This window comes from Mesorhizobium sp. LNJC405B00, from assembly GCF_000502615.1.
Lineage (GTDB): Bacteria > Pseudomonadota > Alphaproteobacteria > Rhizobiales > Rhizobiaceae > Mesorhizobium.
Window position 1 is genome coordinate 1 of record NZ_AYWC01000024.1, and the last position, 17,953, is coordinate 17,953.

Annotated in this window: 18 protein-coding genes and 2 tRNA genes; 14 read left to right on the forward strand and 6 right to left on the reverse strand. The window is 59.2% G+C overall.

Annotated features, from left to right (window positions below):
- Positions 1 to 521 precede the first annotated feature (521 nt).
- From X756_RS138965 to X756_RS138955, 5 genes are all read right to left on the reverse strand, one after another.
- Positions 522 to 833 (reverse strand): hypothetical protein, encoded by a 312-nt coding sequence (locus X756_RS138965; protein ID WP_023731497.1) that lies wholly within the window; start codon positions 831 to 833, stop codon positions 522 to 524.
- Between the two features lie 943 nt (positions 834 to 1,776).
- Positions 1,777 to 2,070: a helix-turn-helix transcriptional regulator gene (locus tag X756_RS1000000168155; protein ID WP_081726963.1), complete on the reverse strand. Its 294-nt coding sequence runs from the start codon at positions 2,068 to 2,070 to the stop codon at positions 1,777 to 1,779.
- A gap of 324 nt (positions 2,071 to 2,394) precedes the next feature.
- Entirely contained in the window at positions 2,395 to 2,694 is a 300-nt protein-coding gene (locus X756_RS138960) for a DUF1236 domain-containing protein (protein WP_023669226.1), read from the reverse strand.
- Positions 2,695 to 3,077: 383 nt separating this feature from the next.
- Positions 3,078 to 3,344 carry a hypothetical protein gene (locus X756_RS1000000169030; protein WP_155923348.1) on the reverse strand — a complete coding sequence of 89 codons (267 nt, stop codon included), beginning with the start codon at positions 3,342 to 3,344 and terminating at the stop codon, positions 3,078 to 3,080.
- 593 nt (positions 3,345 to 3,937) lie between these two features.
- Positions 3,938 to 4,222, reverse strand: a complete 285-nt coding sequence (locus tag X756_RS138955) for a hypothetical protein (RefSeq protein WP_023684836.1) — start codon at positions 4,220 to 4,222, stop codon at positions 3,938 to 3,940.
- A gap of 1,388 nt (positions 4,223 to 5,610) precedes the next feature.
- Here X756_RS138955 and X756_RS0135505 point away from each other — a divergent pair.
- Entirely contained in the window at positions 5,611 to 5,901 is a 291-nt protein-coding gene (locus X756_RS0135505; protein WP_023731498.1) for a hypothetical protein, read from the forward strand.
- Positions 5,894 to 7,081 (forward strand): hypothetical protein, encoded by a 1,188-nt coding sequence (locus X756_RS138950; protein ID WP_050589311.1) that lies wholly within the window; start codon positions 5,894 to 5,896, stop codon positions 7,079 to 7,081. Before X756_RS0135505 ends, X756_RS138950 begins: the two co-directional genes overlap by 8 nt.
- Positions 7,082 to 7,126: 45 nt before the next feature.
- Here the strand turns inward: X756_RS138950 and X756_RS138945 are convergent.
- A tRNA-Asp gene (locus X756_RS138945) sits at positions 7,127 to 7,203 on the reverse strand.
- 217 nt (positions 7,204 to 7,420) lie between these two features.
- Between X756_RS138945 and X756_RS138940 the strand changes: the two genes are divergently transcribed.
- The 12 genes from X756_RS138940 (at position 7,421) to X756_RS138905 (ending at position 17,929) form a co-directional block, all read left to right on the forward strand.
- A tRNA-Val gene (locus X756_RS138940) sits at positions 7,421 to 7,496 on the forward strand.
- Between the two features lie 227 nt (positions 7,497 to 7,723).
- Positions 7,724 to 8,353 carry a hypothetical protein gene (locus X756_RS138935; protein ID WP_156941417.1) on the forward strand — a complete coding sequence of 210 codons (630 nt, stop codon included), beginning with the start codon at positions 7,724 to 7,726 and terminating at the stop codon, positions 8,351 to 8,353.
- 288 nt (positions 8,354 to 8,641) lie between these two features.
- Positions 8,642 to 9,886 carry a phage portal protein gene (locus tag X756_RS0135515; protein ID WP_023731500.1) on the forward strand — a complete coding sequence of 415 codons (1,245 nt, stop codon included), beginning with the start codon at positions 8,642 to 8,644 and terminating at the stop codon, positions 9,884 to 9,886.
- Entirely contained in the window at positions 9,879 to 10,403 is a 525-nt protein-coding gene (locus tag X756_RS0135520) for an HK97 family phage prohead protease (RefSeq protein ID WP_023731501.1), read from the forward strand. Before X756_RS0135515 ends, X756_RS0135520 begins: the two co-directional genes overlap by 8 nt.
- Positions 10,400 to 11,539 carry a phage major capsid protein gene (locus tag X756_RS138930; protein ID WP_023731502.1) on the forward strand — a complete coding sequence of 380 codons (1,140 nt, stop codon included), beginning with the start codon at positions 10,400 to 10,402 and terminating at the stop codon, positions 11,537 to 11,539. Before X756_RS0135520 ends, X756_RS138930 begins: the two co-directional genes overlap by 4 nt.
- Positions 11,540 to 11,570: 31 nt before the next feature.
- A complete protein-coding gene (locus X756_RS138925; protein WP_023731503.1) occupies positions 11,571 to 12,014 on the forward strand; it encodes a hypothetical protein in 444 nt (147 codons plus the stop codon).
- A gap of 179 nt (positions 12,015 to 12,193) precedes the next feature.
- A complete protein-coding gene (locus X756_RS1000000169035; RefSeq protein WP_156941418.1) occupies positions 12,194 to 12,466 on the forward strand; it encodes a hypothetical protein in 273 nt (90 codons plus the stop codon).
- A gap of 367 nt (positions 12,467 to 12,833) precedes the next feature.
- Positions 12,834 to 13,439, forward strand: coding sequence for a phage head-tail connector protein (locus tag X756_RS0135525; protein WP_023731506.1), 606 nt, complete (start codon positions 12,834 to 12,836; stop codon positions 13,437 to 13,439).
- 391 nt (positions 13,440 to 13,830) lie between these two features.
- Positions 13,831 to 14,217, forward strand: coding sequence for a phage terminase small subunit P27 family (locus tag X756_RS01000000166100; RefSeq protein WP_198020071.1), 387 nt, complete (start codon positions 13,831 to 13,833; stop codon positions 14,215 to 14,217).
- Positions 14,186 to 15,802 carry a terminase TerL endonuclease subunit gene (locus tag X756_RS138915; protein ID WP_032999653.1) on the forward strand — a complete coding sequence of 539 codons (1,617 nt, stop codon included), beginning with the start codon at positions 14,186 to 14,188 and terminating at the stop codon, positions 15,800 to 15,802. The genes X756_RS01000000166100 and X756_RS138915 overlap by 32 nt, the downstream gene beginning before the upstream one ends.
- Before the next feature lie 40 nt (positions 15,803 to 15,842).
- A complete protein-coding gene (locus tag X756_RS138910; protein WP_156941420.1) occupies positions 15,843 to 17,504 on the forward strand; it encodes a hypothetical protein in 1,662 nt (553 codons plus the stop codon).
- Between the two features lie 8 nt (positions 17,505 to 17,512).
- On the forward strand, positions 17,513 to 17,929 hold the full coding sequence (locus X756_RS138905; RefSeq protein WP_156941421.1) for a hypothetical protein: 417 nt from the start codon (positions 17,513 to 17,515) through the stop codon (positions 17,927 to 17,929).
- Positions 17,930 to 17,953: the final 24 nt, after the last annotated feature.

The following is a 17,953-nucleotide window of genomic DNA, read 5'->3' on the forward strand; positions in this document are numbered from 1 at the left end:
AAGCGCGCAAGGATGGCAAGGAGCGTGAGGTGCCAGCTTACTGGCAGGAACATGCCGACGCGTGGCTGCAGGGCTTTGACGGTGTGGCGATGGACGGTTTTGGCAAGACCAAGACCGTCAACGACGAGATGGAGGCCGAGGTCGACGAAGCTGCCGTCGAGCGCCCCGACGAATAGCCATTTTGCCGTATGCCGTATGGTCGTTTTTAATTGGAGAAGGGTTTCGTTGGGCCTATAAAGATTGCGTTTACCATTGCCTTTTTAGGGAGAATGCGATGGTTGCAACGCCCATAGAAATCGCTCAAGCCGCTACTGCGACTACGGCCACCTTGCTGAAGTGGCAGAAGTCCATGGAGGAACGCGCCACGTTTCGCCAGAACATGGATCAATCGCGCAGGGCGATNAAATGCCAACCCGTCTACTGTGCCGATATCGCAACGCGCCGGCAGCTAGCGGGAGGCGACCAGAGCCGATGTGAAGGAGAAAGTTTCAGTGGGCTGTTCCTGGGGTCGGCAACGAAGTTTAAGCCTTGTCAACCAGCGACTTTTTTCGCCCGCGTGGAAGCGCCACATGTCTTTCGACCAGGCGCACGTGCTCGGCGTCGACAGTCACCAATGGCCGGAGGCTGACGGTTACCTTGTCCCCGTCGATGCGTGTGACAGGGCCGATCAATTCCATATGCTGGCCAATTACAGCCTTCGAAGTCGAATCGACAACAGAATGCGGGAAGTCGTAGGAGGGGATCGTCACGCTTATGCGATCGGGCGTCACGCGGCCGCGCACAATCGCCGTGACTGCGACCTCGTCGCCAACTTTGATAGTTCCCCGAGCCATGCCCAAGACTTTGGAGCAGCCGGCGCCAGCGTCAAGATGAGGGGGAGCTAATAAAACCCCTCCGCGCCGCGATGCAACATCCAGCGCTAATGCGGATTCCACCTTGAGAGATCGATTCCCCAGGTCTTATAATCCGTAATTAGCCTATTGGAGGTGGAGGGAACTGCGATGGGCGGCACAGTTCAGAACACACACTCAGACAGTGTGGAGTGGCCGAAGCCTGCTGAGAATGGCTGGTCCGCGTTATAGAGAAGGGCAAGGAAGACAGCTGATCGAGCTCGAATCTTATGCCATGGCCTCTGCGGAAGGCCAACGGATCCGTCTAATCTCGAGAAGTTCGGTCGCGAGGCTTTGCCGGTCCTGGCCCATTCCACTGGATGAACTGCGCGTTCTGGCCGGTGATACGAGCCTTTGAGCTACGGCCGAGTATGGTGAGGCCACGGAGACGATCCGGATCGAAGGGCAAGGAACAGCTTGCCTGCCCCCTTCAGCATTTGGACTTAGGTCTGATTGCTCCGCGTAAATGGCCGAAGCCGGAAACATTTCTCCTTCTACTTTGTTGCAGTGGCCGTGCCGCTGAGGAGAACATGCACANTAAATGGCCGAAGCCGGAAACATTTCTCCTTCTACTTTGTTGCAGTGGCCGTGCCGCTGAGGAGAACATGCACAGCGCCTCTATCAAATGAACTTCGCGACGTACCTTTAGAATTCCAATGCCCCTCCTGTTCACGCGCTATGGTGAGAAGGGGATCCTGGCTGAAACGATTGCCGGTTTCAAATGCGATAGTTGCAGGTCCAGAGTGCGGATCGGCTACCAAGAGAAGCTGGCCATATTCGAGCGGCACCTTAGAAAGGTGAGCGCCAGCACAAAGTCAGTGAACAACCGCCCTTGTTAGCGGCCGCTTTAGAGATCGGGTGCAGTGGGTACACGGGCTTTTCCCCGCTATCCTTTTTTCTCCCGGCCCCGCCACCGTCTATTATCGGCGGCTAGGCCGCTATCACCTTCTGAGCGGGCTAGCGATGGAGTGCCTTGGACGGTGAAAACGATTCCGGCATCCTCAAACGCTTTGCGGATGGCGGCGATGTTGTGGGGACGCGGCTTCCTGAATCCGTTCTCAAGATCGCTGATCACCATTTCGCTAAGATTGGCCTTGGCGGCAAGTCGCACACGCGGCCAGTTCAGTAGGGCTCGTGCTGCTCTGACTTGATCTGCTGAGAGGAAGGTTCGGCTGTCCATAGCCAGTCGAACATTTAGTAACGCTAAACTGTTCCTCTTGACCTTCTGCGATTTCTAACGGTGTGAGGCCGGCCTGTCGCAAGCCGTCATCGATTGTGGCTGCAACCTTTCGGACGGTTGTTACCTCGGCTCCAACAAGACGTGCTGCCTGCATTCTTGCTTGGAGATCAGCCAAGCGGGCAGCCAGGGCTTGCGTCCTCTCGAGTTCAGGGTTCGTCATGTTCATTGTCCGGCTGAGTGGCAATTTGAATTTGTCCGGCTGAGTATCGTTTGAATGCACACACTCGCCACCCAAGGGTGGCGAGCGTGGGTTCGTTCGAAATCTCAGTCGTAAACTTTCACGATCTTGCGGGTGCCCGGATCGACCAGGACCGTGCGGTTGTCGACCACCACGTAACGGTATTTGACGTTCGGGACCTCGTGGATCTCAACAGTTTCCGGCAGAGCTGTCCCGACGTTCAATTCCACGCCGGGAAGGTTCACCGAAGCCAAGGGCTGCTTCTTGACATACTCACGGATGACCGTGTCCTGTTCCGGCTGGATGATAATGTCGTCAGCGGCGGCGGAGCCGATCCCCGCCAAGAGCAACATGGCTGCGGCGGTGTTCACGAAGTGCATCTTCATATCTTCTCTCCTGCAAGGACCGGCACACGACGATCATCGTCCCGCACTGCCCGGCAACCAACTTTGAACCGGGGTAAACGTTCCCGCCTACGCACCTTTGTCTAATCCGATTGGTCTAAAGTCCGACCGTACAACGCAATGGTCTTACCTTTGGACTAGGCGGAACGGATTAGGGCTTCAGGTTGTTGGTTCTCCACAACGGGAGAGAACAAATGGATCAAAGTGTTGGCCAGGCGCGATGGTTGCTCGCACCGATTTTTGCAACAGCCGTTACCTTTCTGGTAATGGCGGTCGTCCTTAGCTGACATGTCTTGGATCGGCGCAGCCAGGTCCCTTCCTGCGCTGATAGGATTCGCGAGTTGCTTGAGCGGCTGGCGAATCCTCTATTTTACCGTGCGCTGGGCCTGCTCCTTCAGCAGGCGGGGCGCTTCGTTCAGCTCATGTAACTTGGGAGGTTTACTATGGATCGGCGATCCTTTTTGACAGCGATATTTGGCGTTGCAGGGGCAGCAGCCTTTGCAAGCGCGGTCCGGCCTATCAACGCATTGGCCGGTGTTCCAGCGGCCAAAAGCGGCATTCTCGAAGAACTCGACGCGCCAGACGCCTTCGACAACGAAGGTACTCACGCGGAAGTGGAGCCGGTCAACCATCGGCGCTACTACGACCAAGATTACGACCCAGACTACGACCCAGATTACTACCACCGGCGCCGCCGCCGCCGGCGGGGCTGGAGAAGAGTCTGCCGTAGTTACTGGCGACACGGGCGCCGTCGGGTCCGGTGCTATCGCCGACGTGGTCCTTCGATCGTCTTGCGATTTTAGCTAGTCGGCTGCTTCTGCCCATGGCCCGTTCCGGCTGACGTGCTGAGAACGGGCCGGTACGATTCCTTTTTCGTGGCAAACGCAATCCATCTGTCCAAGGGCACTCATCAGCAGGGCCGATGGACCTGACTTACAGCTTGGTGGTGTCGCTGTGGTGCGCCAGGAGCGGTCTGACGATCCCTCTTGTGCAGCCCTTCGGCTGCCGCCCAGCCTAGGAAGGCTTTTCGGAACGTTTGGTTTTGGCCGTTAGGCCACGGGGCCAAGCTCAGCCATCAGGACACCCCGCAAGCGATGAGCAGCGGGGCCTGGTAAGGCCCGGCGACCTCCTTTTGACATACGGGGAGAAACCAAGAAGGGCGCCGAGCCTTACCGGCGCTGCTTTGAGGGAGCGACGCCGGACGAGATGAGAGTAGGCGATAATGCTAATCTCTGCGGACCATGCAAATGAAGGAAAGCCGTGTGCGATTCTTCGCTATCCAGCCACGAACCTCTGCCTTTCGGACATGGCGGTCCGTCGCTCGATCGAAGATGAAGAACGCCTGATGTAGCTGCTCGACTTCGTAGAGCCCGACCCGGATCTCGAACCCTGTCTGGCCGGTGGCATCGAAGTCACCGGGACCGATGACAGGGAAGGCGACGACCATGGCGAAGCGGACGACGAGCGCGAAGCCGCCGATGCCGAGTATGGCTTCATAGAGGGAGGGCAAGGCCTCTAATTGTCCGGTCGAGAATGAATAGCCGGCTGCCTGACGGTGGCTGGCTTCAGTTTTTGTGTGGCACGATGTAGCGACTGCTCACCGCACCCGCCCCTGTGCCCCGCGTGACGACAATCGTGCTATACCCGGCTGGAACGGAACCTGTAGCGGAGGGATCGATCGAACTGCATCGCCCCACGATCTCCCCGTTGGGAGCGCCCTCGAGCCTCACGGATAACGCCAACTGGCATGTGTCAAGGGATCCGAACATGGACGGTGATGTATCGAGTGGCTTGCAGACTCCCTGGGCGGGACTGCAAGAAAGCAAAATCATCACAGCTGCAGTTGCCGGATCCATTCGTGAAGCTCCGTTGTTCGACGAGCCTCAACGCAGAATAGCGAGCTTTGTTTCGTCGGTGCTAAAATACGAGTTTTCTGGTCTGGCTCACGGTGGCGGGCTTTCCATTGTCACAGCTTTCGCCTCTCAATTGTCCCGATCCCGAACGGTAAAACAGCGCGATCGGGTCTCAGCCACAGGCCGACGACTATTTCGACCTAATGGTCTCGGAGCGAGCGCGGCTGCCCCATCCACGGTGTAGAGCGTGCTCCAGCTCTACAACTTACAGCGAAGGTTTCGTCTTTGAGATCGTCGAGCGCCGCGGCTGTCGCGGTTACCGGGCTCCCAACGCTCTCTTCCGCATTGCCGGCAGAGGCGAACACTGCGACCAAAAGGCATGCCAAGGATCTGACCGTTACGACGTGAGATGGCCACTGGACGGATATGGCAAGGGAACCTTGGATCGATCCTGACCATGCCGGGCCGATGCTGACGCGCATGCCGTTGGCTCATCGAGACCGAGGAATTCGCAGAGACCATTCATGCTCGCTAACTGCGCATCTCCATGTCAGTCGTCGTAGTCGGGAAGAAATCGATTTCGTTGCCGAAGCAAGTTCGTGACCGTGAAATCAGCTAACCGGCGCCGAAGGAGCGTCAGCATGGCGACGCCGCAGGCGAGACGCCGGGCCGCCGCCCCAAACGAGGGTGCCGTTTCAAGGCTGGTGATTTCGCCAGAGCACAGGGTGCGATTCTGACTACCCACAAGCCAGACGCTGTCATGGCGATGCTGGGTTGGCCGGGCGTAGCGGCTTCGAAGCCGCCGATTACTAGTATTCTCGCTCTGTGGCTGCCGATTCTGCGATTAAGGATTGGATGAATAGGCATGGGGGAGAAAGGCCGCTATTCTAAGCCTCATTCCCCCTCGATGCAGGAATAACGAGATCATGGAGTAGGAAAATCTCATGCTATACGGCGGAGGTTCTTACACGGGCGAGATTCACACCCGCCCAACCACAAGGCGCCCATCCGCTGCCCGATGGACGGTGGATAGAGTTTTGGTGCCATGAGCCAAACCCACACATTACAACCGTCATCTATCCGCTTCCCGGTACAACCACGGCTGGTGCCGGCGATCAAGGCGGCGCGTTATCTCCACCTGACGCTGCGGGAATTCATGGAATTGCTGCCCGAGTTGCAGGATCAAGGCTTTCCCAAGGCCTGCCCAATCACCGGCAACTACGACATGGTTGCGATCGACGCCTGGCTCGATCAACGCTCGGGTCTTGCAGGATCAGGATCCGGCGCGCAGTCTAGCATTGACATTGCAAGAGCGAGGCTGGCGACCCTTGGGTAAGATCAAGTTGAAGCACTACGTCATCCGTAAGGGCAAATACGGCTACTGGCTGCCGACGCCGAAGATGGTCGAAGCTGGCTTCAGATGCATTTCCTGTGGAATCGACGGGCCTGAGGCTTGGACGATAGCCCGGGAGTGGGAAGACCGCTGGCAGGAACTCCGCAAGGGCAGGGAGCCGTCGCGCCTGCATGTATGGCCAAAGGATTCCATCGGAGACGCCTTTGCACGCTATCGCCGCATGGATGCATGGAAGCGCAAGCCACCGCGCACCCGCGAGGATTGGGAGCGCGGTTGGACCTTCATCGAGCCGTACTTCGCCGACCTGCCGCCAGCCGACATCACCCTCGAGCTGCTCGACGACTGGTATGGCCGTCTGCTGCGGGTCAAAGGTGTCGACATCGCCTACCGTGCCGTAAAGACGTGGCGTTCGCTCTATAATGTCATGGCCGGCATGAAGCTATGCCCGCCCGGCTCCGACCCATCGCAGGCGATCCGCCGCCAGACGCCACCACCGCGCCACCAGACCTGGACGGCAGGCGAGGCGGTGCGCATGGTCAAGGGCGCCTGGCGCGCCGGCTACCGCGGACTGGCCTGCATCATCGCCGTTGCGTGGGACACGAGCTTCTCACCCGTCGACGTGCGCACGCTCAAACCGGCGCAGGCAATGCAGACAGCACAGGAATGGGGTTTTCTGATTGCACGCAGCAAGAGTGGCGAGGCGGCTTTCGGCACGCTGTCGTCACGCACGCAGCGCCTGGTGCTGGCCTATGTCGAATCACTAGGCGTCACCCTGCTTGACGATGCGCCGATCTTTCGCTCGCGCGGTTTCGCGCCGGGCCTGAAGGGCGGCCGGCCGCGCGCCGGCGTGCCTTACACGAAGGATTCTCTGGTCGACGACTTTGCCGATCTGCGCACGCTGGTATTCGGGACATCGGAGAAGCGGCGGCTGATGGACATGCGGCGTTCCGGCGCGGTCGAGGCGAATGCCGGAGGCGCGTCGGTCGAGGCAATCTCGGCCAAGATGGGCAATTCGATCGACGGGAACAAGGCGCTGCAGAAGACCTATATGCCGGTCAATCTGGCCGCCGTCCGCTCAGCCGATGCCAGCCGCCGCAAGGGCAGAAAGCTGCTTGGCCTGGAACGGAACGAATACAGAAAGTTGAAACTCTCCGGAGAATGAGAGTTGAAACTTTTCAAGGGGCGGTAGCTAACCCCTTGAAATGAATGGCGCGAGTGACGGGGCTCGAACCCGCGACCTCCGGCGTGACAGGCCGGCACTCTAACCAACTGAGCTACACCCGCGCATTGGACGAGCACGTGTCAGCCGTGTTCGTCGTTGGGGCGGTGGATAAGGGGTTCGCCACCGGGTGTCAAGCGCAGCTGGACAGCATATACGCATCAGGAGAAGGTTTTTTGACAGGCGGCACTTTGCCCGCGAAAACCACTGTGCGGCTAAGCTAGCAGCTGCTCATTTGGCCTTGCGAAGTCGGTTGCGACCGCTTAAAGGTCCGGCCGGAGCGGGCGATTAGCTCAGTTGGTAGAGCGCTTCGTTTACACCGAAGATGTCGGCGGTTCGAGCCCGTCATCGCCCACCATATTATCAACGCCTTAGCGCAAAAATACGAAACGCTCCTTTGGTTCACTGAACCTGTAAGCCCCCCTGAAGAGGGGACGGCGAGGAAACTCGTATGAGGCTCTGGAACCCACGATCTTGTGTCCTGAAAGATCAGAGGTCTCAACAGCTTGTGTTTGCGCTTGACGGTCGAATCCGCGAGACCTATATAAATCTTCGACGGATTTAAATAGGTCGACACGAATGAGCATGAAGATTTTGAAAGAGGGAGCCGCCCGGCTGTTCCCGAATGTCGCTCAGTTCGACCAGAAGCTTTACACACGCCTGGCTGCTATCGGCCTGGTTGCCCGGAAGCGGCCTGGCCGATCATACGACCAACTGGAGCCGCGGGAGATCGCGGCGTTTCTTCTGGCGAGACTGTCGGCCGATTACCTTGACGAAGCGGTAGCGGTCGTGAGCGCGGTGCATGACATGCCCGGAAAGATCGACGGCGCTCCCTTCCATTGGACAGAATGTCGTGCCATGACCACAGGCACTTTGCTGGATTGGTGCACCGCCCTGGTGGCGGACTTCATGGCCGGCAGGGCGGACAAGGACGTAGGCCTCGGCAATTGCGAGATCCGTCTTACGGTCCCGCTGCCGACGGTTCGCATAGGACTATCGGCAACCCGGTGGCAACCCGACAAGATCAGCAAGCATTGGGCAGCATTTGAGGGTCGGTTCGCTCGATCACCCGACTACGATGACGAAGGCGACCAACTCAGCGACCTCGCCGCGATCGAAGCGACGCAGCCGAAGTCTCTGAGGATGACGGCGATTGTCAGCGAGAGGTCCATTGACCTTGCGACGGTTCGCGCCTTTGCGCGGGCGTTCCAATGAGGGTCGCGACCGTGCCGGCCGTCAGTGCCATCCCTGAGACACTGCGAGGCGACGTCTTGTGGGGAGCAAAAAGCATCGCCCGATTTCTGGATTGTTCCCCTGATTTTGTCGAAACCCTTTGTGAAGATCCGACGGCACCAGTCAGGAAGAAAGCCGGCCGGTTTTGCGCTTTGAGGTCTGATCTTGTCGCATGGGTCTCCGACGCCGGCCCTCGATAGCGCCCTTCAGCCCTTTTGAGCCGCCTCCAGCCGGATATCCAAATCAGGAGCACTTCCACAAATTCGGACCATGTTTGGATGGTTCGGAAAATCAACGACTGAAGACGTTCGGGCGATAGAGCCCGAGACGCACGTTTTCATCATCGGCCCGGAAGGCGCCCGGTCGCTTTCCCATCCAAGCGAAGAATTGCTTGCGCTCTTCGGCGCACAGCCGACGGCCGCTGGTGTCTCAGTCGGGACACGGACGCCGCTGAAGTGCTCTCCAGCTTTCGCCAGCATTCGATTGATTTCCGAGCTCTCGGGCGAACTGCCCGTTCACCTATTCCGGCGGGGTAAAGACGATTCCCGCGATCGCGTGAGGGATCATCCGGTCGAAACGCTTCTCAACAATTTTGCGAATCCTTGGACGCCTGGCCCTCAGTTCCGCCGCGAAGTGACGCTGGCCGCGTTGCTGGAGGGTCGCGGCCTGGCCAAGGTCATTCGCGTCCGCAAAGAAATTAGGGAGTTGCAGCCGATCTGCGGCGTCACCATCAAAGCCGACGAGTACTCGGGCGAACCGAAGTATGTGACCCCAAGGAAAGGCGGCGGGAGTGACGACCTTTCTTGGCGCGATATCCTTGACGTGGCCGCACTTGGCGGCGAGGCGCCGGCGAAACTTGCGCGAGAAGCCATTGCACTCAGCCTCATTTTGGAAAGCCATGGCGCCCGGTTCTTTAAGAACGGCGGCAGACCGTCCGGAATTCTGAGCTTTAAGACTGCGCTCGGCCCCGGTGTGGCAAACGAGATCGCGGATGCCTGGCATGAGGCGACCGACGGCGGCAAGCGCGGCGGCGTTGTTCCTCTCGGTTCTGATGTCACGTACACGCCAATCGATTTCACAAGCACTGACAGCCAGTATCTCGAAAACAGAAAATATCAGGCGACCGAAATTGGCCGGTTCTTCGGCGTTCCTCCGACGATGATTGGCACGCTCGAGGGCGCGACATTCACCAACTCGGAAACGCTCGGCAGTCAGTTCCTCGCCTTCGTGCTCAATCCCTGGATCACCGCCTGGAAGGGCGCAATCAGCCGATCGATGCTCACGGAACAAGAGCGCCGCGACCACTACATTGAATTTGAAACAAAAGCCTTGGTCAAAGCCGATCTAAAGGCCCGCTTCGAATCCTATGCCCGCGCGGTCGGCGGCCCCTTCCTGCTTCCGAACGAAGCCCGCGCCGCTGAAAACCTGCCGGCAACAGACGGCGGCAATAAGCTGAATCTTCCGCAAGGCGCGCCCGCTCCGGCAACCACAACTGAGGAGCTCGCCAATGCGTGAGACCGTCGACATCCTTGAACTGCGACTCAGCCCGCCGGCCGATGACGGAACGGTCGAAGGAATCGCGGTCAAGTTCGATACGTTGGATTCCTATCGGACGACGTTCGACCGGCGCGCCTTCGCCTCCGTTGCCAAGCGCCTGCCTATGCTGTGGTCTCACGATCCCGCCCAAGTCGTCGGCTCATGGTCCTCGATCACGGTTGCTGACGATGGCTTGCGAGTGAAAGGCCGCCTCAACCTCGAGGTGGAGCGCGCTCGCGAAGTCAGGGCCATGCTCACCCAAGGCGACATCGACGGAATCTCAATCGGCTTTGAAACCGTGACTTCCGAGTCCCGCGCCGGCGGCGTTCGCCACATCACCAAAGCCATAATCCACGAGATTTCACTTGTCGCCATCGCCGCAGTGCCGGGCGCCAAGGTCACCGACATCAGACACGGCCGAGAGAGTGCGGCGGCCGCATTCGTCACCGCAATAAATGCGGCCACCCGCGCTTTCGCAGAAGGAAAATCAAAATGAAACATTCGAGAATTGAAACCCGCTCTGCCGTGCGGCTGGAAACGCGCGATCCGCCGGATCCGATTGAAGCGGCAACGCTGGCAGTCGCCGAAATGCGCTCTGCCTTCGATGCCCGCATGGCCGGCCTCGATGAACTGACTACGCGACTGGACGAACTTGAGACGCGCGCCGCGCGCCCCGGCACTCAAGAAAGAACCGAAGAGCCGACTGTCGAACGGCGCGCATTCGTCGGCTACGTTCGAAGCGGCCGGGAGGCACTGAGCGCCGAAGAGACCCGCGCCCTACGCGTCGGCGACGACACGGCCGGCGGCTTCCTCGCCCCTCCGGAATTCCAGACCGAAATGCAGCGCGAGCTTGTCCAATACTCGCCCATCCGCGAGGCGGCACGCGTCGGCACGACTGCCCGCGGCTCGGTCATTTTCCCCAAGCGCACTGCCATCACGACGGCGCTCTGGGAGGGCGAGACGGAGGACTCGGAAGAGTCGGAACCGGCGTTCGGCCAGCAGGAAATCTTCGTTCACGAGATGCGGACCTACACCGATGTCAGCAACAAGCTGTTGGAAGATTCGGCGGTCAACATCGAATCCGAACTCAACATGGCCTTCGCTGAAGACTTTGGCCAAAAGGAGGGCATTTCTTTCGTCAACGGCACGGGAGTGAAGCAGCCTGAAGGCGTCATGCAGAATGCCGATATCGCCTATACGGTGAACGGGCATGCGACCATTCTCGCGGCCGATCCTCTGATCACCCTGCTTTACGCGCTCCCGAAAGCCTACCGGTCGCGCGGCGCCTGGATGATGAACGGAACGACCTTGGCGACCATTCGGAAGCTGAAGGACGGCCAAAACAACTATCTCTGGCAGCCGTCATTTCAGGCCGGTGAGCCGGAAACCATCCTTGGCCGCCCCGTCGTCGAAGCCGTCGACATGCCCGACATCGCAAGCGGCACTTTCCCCATCCTCTACGGCGACTTTGCCGGCGGGTATCGGATCTACGACCGCGTCGGCCTCAGCGTTCTGCGTGATCCGTTCACACAGGCAAAGAGCGGCCTTGTGCGCTTCCATGCACGCCGCCGCGTCGGCGGTGCTGTCACCCAGGCCGCACGCTTCCGCAAGCTCAAAATGGCGACCTCGTAAGCGGCGTCGAAGGAACAAGGAAACAAAGAAAATGCGTGAACTGAAATCACATCTCGCGTCCCACCAATCGCTGGCGCCGGCACTACGCACTGTCACGGCGACCGGGACGGCGATTGATCGAGTCGGCTTCGAATCGTTGACTTTCGCAATTCATGTCGGCGACTGGACCGACGGCCAACACGTCGTCCACTTCGAACACTCCGACGACAATTCGGACTTCGATGGAGTCCTTGAAGACGATCTTGTCGGCGCGTCCGCGGGGATCGCCGGGGCAACTCAGGTTTTCGGCTTGACCGTGGGCGATGATGGCAATTCGCCAAACGGCCCGACATACGAGAATGAAAACGCTCTGATCGGCTACATCGGCGACCGCCAATACGTCCGCCCAAAGGTCACGATCAGCGGGACGGCAACCGGCGCATTCATCGGCGTCGACGTCATTCTTGGCCACGCCAGCAAACGGCCAACGGAATAGGACGAGGGCACCACTCCTTAGAGGCCCCGCGATCGGGCCGCAAACGGTAGCAGACCTCCCCGGTGTCCCCAGTCCTAGTGCGTGCATTGTAGGGGTCAAGGTCAGCAAGATCGAAACTTAAGGCGGACGGTCACGGCGCGTGGCTGTCCGCCAACAAAAATCTCGGAAAGGCTGAGAACATGAATGATCCATACGAAGATAATTCGCCAGGTCCAAGCTCTCTAGGGCGCTCAGGACGTCTTGTCGTTCCGTCGGACACCGAAGATCTTCCGGTTGTCGCGAAAGCCATCGTCTGTGCCACCAATGGCAATGTTAACGTGGTTCCGGTTGCAAACGCTGACGATGCACCGGTTCCATTCATCGGTGTCCCTGCAGGCTATGTCATCCCCTATCAGGTTCGGCGTGTGATGGCCGCCGGAACGACGGCGACTGTTTATACGCTGGAAGACTGATGCCGACGCGCGCTCCATCAATTTGCCAATGCGGGCGCCCGGTCCCGTCCGGCGTCCGCTGCGCTTGCCGGGCGAAGGCCGATGCGGAGCGCAAGGCCAAGTACGACGCTAAGCGCCCAAGCGCAGCCGAGCGCGGCTATGGCGGGAAGTGGCAGACTGCACGGCTGGAGCATCTCGGCCGGCATCCCCTTTGCGAGCGCTGCCTGGCGGCCGGTCGACGTGTCAAGGCGACAGTCGTCAACCACCGCATTCCGCACAAGGGCGACAAGCGCCTTATGTGGTCGCGGTCCAACTGGGAATCTGCCTGTGCTCACCACCACAACTCGACAATTCAATCCGAAGAACGCCGGGAAATGAGAGCGGAAAAATGCTGACGATCGTCACTCCGCCGGACGACTTCCCGGTCTTGCTCGCTGAGGCGAAGGCGCAACTCGGAATCACGGTCACCACCGTGCACGACGACATGATCAACCGCCTTATAGCGGCCGTGACGGCGAAGCTGGACGGGGAGCGTGGGTTACTAGGTCGGGCCCTGGTCACGCAAGAGTGGACTCTGACCTTGGATTCCTTTCCGGCAGAGATCTCCGTTCCACTGCCTCCTCTGCAGTCGGTGGACGAGATCATTTATCTTGATGCCGCCGGCGAAGAGCAAACCCTGGCAACCAATCAATACGCCGTTCTCGGTATCGGAGGATCAAGGCGCGCCCGAATCGTTCCGGCTTACGGAAAGTCGTGGCCTGCTACGAGGGATTTTCCCGAAGCCGTCACCGTGTCTTTTACCGCTGGATATGGTGACGACGAAGAGAGCGTGCCGGAGCCGTTGCGAGCGGCCATTTTGCTCCATGTCGGCCACCTGTTTGAAAACAGAGAAACGACCATAGTCGAGGATCGAACGGCATTCTCCGTCGACGTGACACCGTATGGGTTTGACGATCTGATCGCGCCCTATCGGCTTTGGGGGTTTGGCTCGTGACCTCCCTTGGCGACAGCACCCGGAATTTGATGCTCACGCTCCTCGAAGACAATCCAGCGCTTCGTGAGATTGCAGGCGTTCGAATCTGGTTCGAAGAAAACATACCGGATCCCGCACGTTGGCCCTTCGTCACGATCGGGCGCCCGCAACTCCGCTTTATCGACGGGCGCCGCGAAACGCTGGTCAATGTCCTGTGTTGGGGTCGGACACTTGACGAAGCGACAGAGATAGGACGGCGGGCCGTGGCGGCATGCTGCAGTCACATCTCGTCCGACCCGATCCGGCATGACCAAACGTCCTTCGTCCGACCTGAGAATGCATCCGGGCCAATGGCTGTTGCGTCGGCGTCCCTTGCGAGGGCATGCACGCTGTGAAGGGACGGAAGCCAGAGTTGCGGCCAATCGAAGGCGGCTTGTCCGGTGTGCCCCGCGCACCCGATCACCTGTCCGAAGTGGCGCAAGACGAATGGAATCGAGTCGCGCCGGATTTGGTGAAGCGTCAGATCCTCAATGAGACGTCACTTACGACCTTGGCGCACTACTGCATGGCGAGCGCCCAAGCGCGGGAGGCGGACAAGTCGATCGCAAAGCACGGGCTGCTGATCGACACGCCGGCCGGACCGAAGTCAAACCCCGCCGTTCGAATGCAGACTCAGTACCTCGAGATCGCGCGCCGGTATGCAATCGAGCTCGGCATAACCCCATCGTCACGCTCCCGCAAAGGCCTCTCAGGCAAGGAGGAGAGTCGTGGCAACGACGCTGCCGACCTGGGTCTTTGATGACTCTCCAATCGATGACCCGCTTGGCCATGGGGAAAGGGCCGTGCGTTTCTTCAGCGCCTTGCGTCATCCGCAATCGAGCGCGACCGATCGTCGGTTTGAGCTTCCCAAGTTCTGGGAACGTATCGTGCGGCGCATCTACGGCCCAAGGCATCCGGACGGCCGGCGCATCGTCCGCACCGTGTTTTGCATGATCCCGCGCGGCGCCCGCAAAACCACGACGATCGGCGGCGGGCTAGGACTGCTCCATTCAATCGGTCACGAGAAGGTGCCATCGGGCCAGGTGTTCCTTGGTGCTGGTTCACAGGACCAAGCGGAGCTCGCCTTCGCAGAAGCAACTGGAATGGTTCGGGCAACGCCGGCGCTCCACGATCTGGTCAAAGTTCGCGGCGACTACCTTGAGCATCCAATCGCGAAGTCTCACCTCCGCGTGCTGTCCGGTGAAGGTGATCTTGCCCACGGAACGACTCCGGCCGCCGTGTTCCTAGATGAGCTTCATATTCTCAAAAACCGAAAGCTATGGCGGGCACTGAAAACCGGCATGGTGAAATCACCGGGCGCGCTTCTCTGCATCACGACAACGGCCGGACGTGGTCAATCAGGCCTCGCATGGGAGGAGTATTCCTACGCCCGTCGGATCGCGATAGGCGAGATCGTCAACCCCGGTTATCTCCCGATCATATTCGAACCGGAGGACGGCGCAGACTGGCAGGACGAAGCGCTGTGGCATCGCGTCAACCCCGGACTGTCGGAAGGCTTCCCAGTGCTGGAGGAGCTTCGCCAGGCCGCGCTGGAGGCACGGGAGAAGCCGACAGAGCAGGACGACTTCCGGCAGTACAATCTCAACTTCTGGCTTGACCGTTCGCTGTCACCGTTTGTCGACATGGCGGTCTACGACGAAGGCGCGGCGCCGGTCAACGTAGAAGCGCTGAAGGAGAAACCTTGTTGGGTCGCGGTCGATCTCGGGCTCATTCATGATCTCGCTGCCGTTGTGGTGGCATGGCCGGATGATGACGAAGGCTATGACGTCGCCGCGATGTTCTTTTGTGCCGAAGAGGGTCTTCGCGACAAGTCGGAGAAGGACAAGGTTCCGTACCTCCAGTGGGCCGCAGACGGCCACATCATCCCGACGCCGGGCAACGTGACGGATTACCGGGCGATCGAAGCGCACCTTCGGATGTTGCGCGAAATGTTTGACGTTCAGGAGATCGCGTTCGATCCGGCTTACGCTCAAGCAGTAATGGCGCCGCTGCTGGAGGATGGCTTTCCCGTCGTCACCATGCGTCAGGGCTGGATCACGATGGCGCCGGCAATCAAGGAACTTGAGCGCGCAATCATCGCCCGACGCTTTCGCCATGGCGGCAATCCGGTCCTTCGTTGGTGCATGGAGAACGTCTCTGTTGAAGTCGACAAGGCCGGCAACAAAAGCATGCACAAGGGCAAAAGCCGGGACCGCATTGACGGGGCTGTTGCCGCCGCAATGGCAGTGGGTCGCGCCTCCGTCGGTGAATCGACCGGACCGTTGACGCTGGAGCAGATCACCGGCCGCGGCGACGGCAAACTCATGTTTCTCGGAGGCGTCTGATGGCCCTAACACCCGGTGAACTCTACGGCGGTCTTGGCTCATGAGTTTTTATATAGGCCTCATTGGCATACCTTACCCACCGCACGCCAATTCTCAAACGCGGCGGGCTGGACTGGTCGCGCCAATTGCTCTGGGTCGCCCCAAGCCGGCCGTTATCGGAACCGGTAGGGTAGATGGCATTCCGGTTTATGGTCTGACGAAGACCGTAGTCACCAATTATACCTCGCCGTATGGCATGCAGGGAATTTTCAGGAGCACGCCGTCTGCTGGAAGTCCTGCATTAAATGAAGCACTGCCTGAGTCGACTACGGTGGTGACGATCAATGTCGGCTATCTGCTGTGCAAGGATTACTTCCGGCGCGGCTATAAGTTGATCCGTTTCGAGGCCGATGGCGCGGTCATGTTCGACGCTGAGAACGGCGCCATTCCGAGGTGTGCATTTCGCTTCTACAATGGGCTTCAGACCGCCGTTGATCCAATCACTATCGAGGTTGTTGGCTCCGACGCCGGCGCGCATACAGGCGACGTTCTGATCTTCCTTCCCGACTTTCCGGCGTCACAGGCGCCGACCATCACCGCGGTGATTTCCAATGCCGCGACTGACGTTGGCGGCGTGGCGGTGATCGAGTGGACCGGCGAAGAGCCCGTCAATCTCAATGACGTTCTAATAAATGCCTATGACCCGGTGGACGGACGGATATACCAGGTTTTGACGACCGATGAGGTGCCGTCGCAGACGTGCCTGAATCTCTCGGTTCTGGACGTCGACAGTGAAACCGAACTCTACCGAGTCCCTCTAGAGGATACGGCGCTATATGCCGGCAACAGAGGCTTTATCTTGCCCCTTCGCGGGTCTGGGTATGTCGTCATCCGCGTTGGCAATTCCGACCCGTCATCCCCGACGCGGATCTACAACGCTGCGACGGGACATATTGTAGCGGAGTGGCGGGAAGATGCCGACGAGAATATCAACTGGATGATGAGCCAGCCTTTCGAAGACAAGTGGCTGCTCTTGGGATCGGATCTCGACTCCAGCGGCGGCGGCGGCACGTTGATGGCGGTTGTTGATATCGCTCTGGGCACGTTTGAGGTTACGCGCAACGCCGTAGCGCTTGGATCAACCTTGTTTTCGCTCGGTCGCATCGCCAATGGATCAACGTCTTTCTTCGTGCAGGGCGGATCAACGGCGACTGAGGTCGCCTACAATGGCGAGACGTGGTCAACCGCGATCGCCTACACCTCTGTCGGAATCGTTCAGGGCATTCACTACGACCCGTTGACGGAATATCTGGTGGTGCTCGAGGAAATTCCCTCCGGCACGCACAATGTGCAGCTGGTGACGCCAGACACTGGCGCGCTAGCCGATGCCTTCACCATTTCCACCCGCCTATTCCAACTTTGCTTTTCCACAACCGGCCTCAGAGCGTTTCCAAAACCTGGCTTCGCGCTGTTCACCTCTGGCTCTGGGTCCGAAGGGCTTTGGTCCATCGACATCAGCAGTCACACGGCGACGCTGCTTGATGATGTTCAAGCAGAAACAGGCAATGACGCCAGAAACGGGCTCTACGATCAGGCTCGCCTGTCCTACTTCGCGGCATATGGCGAAACAGTTTGGAAGAAATACACGTTGCCAGGCACGACGCCGGGCCAAATTTCGCTCCAGAGACATATCACCGACGTTCTTGAAGGGCTTTCAACATGAGTGGATTCATGGATCCGTCAACGATTCAGGACCGTCAGTATCAGTTGCCAGTAACAGGCAATTGTATGGAGCCCTTCTTCCCAGAAGGAGGTACGGCCTACATGACGCAAGACGTCCCGCCCAGCATAGGCGACCACGTCTGCGCCTACTTCAGAGAAGGCATTTTTCGTGACGGTAGAATAAAGCACTGCATCCTTTCGGAAATGTCAGATGACACCGTCTGTCTCAGCCAATTAAACCCGCCGACAACCGTTACGGTCAGACGCAGCAACATCCTGGCTATGCACAAAATCTACGCGATCAAAGTCCCCGATGGTTGCTTCTTTGGCCTGCCTGAAGGGTCGACGAAAACGAGCCGATGGCCTGAGGACGAGAGGGTAGCGAGCGTCACAACCACCATCACGCCAATGTCTTTCGACCGCTGAGCGCAAAGAAAAAGGATCGACAAA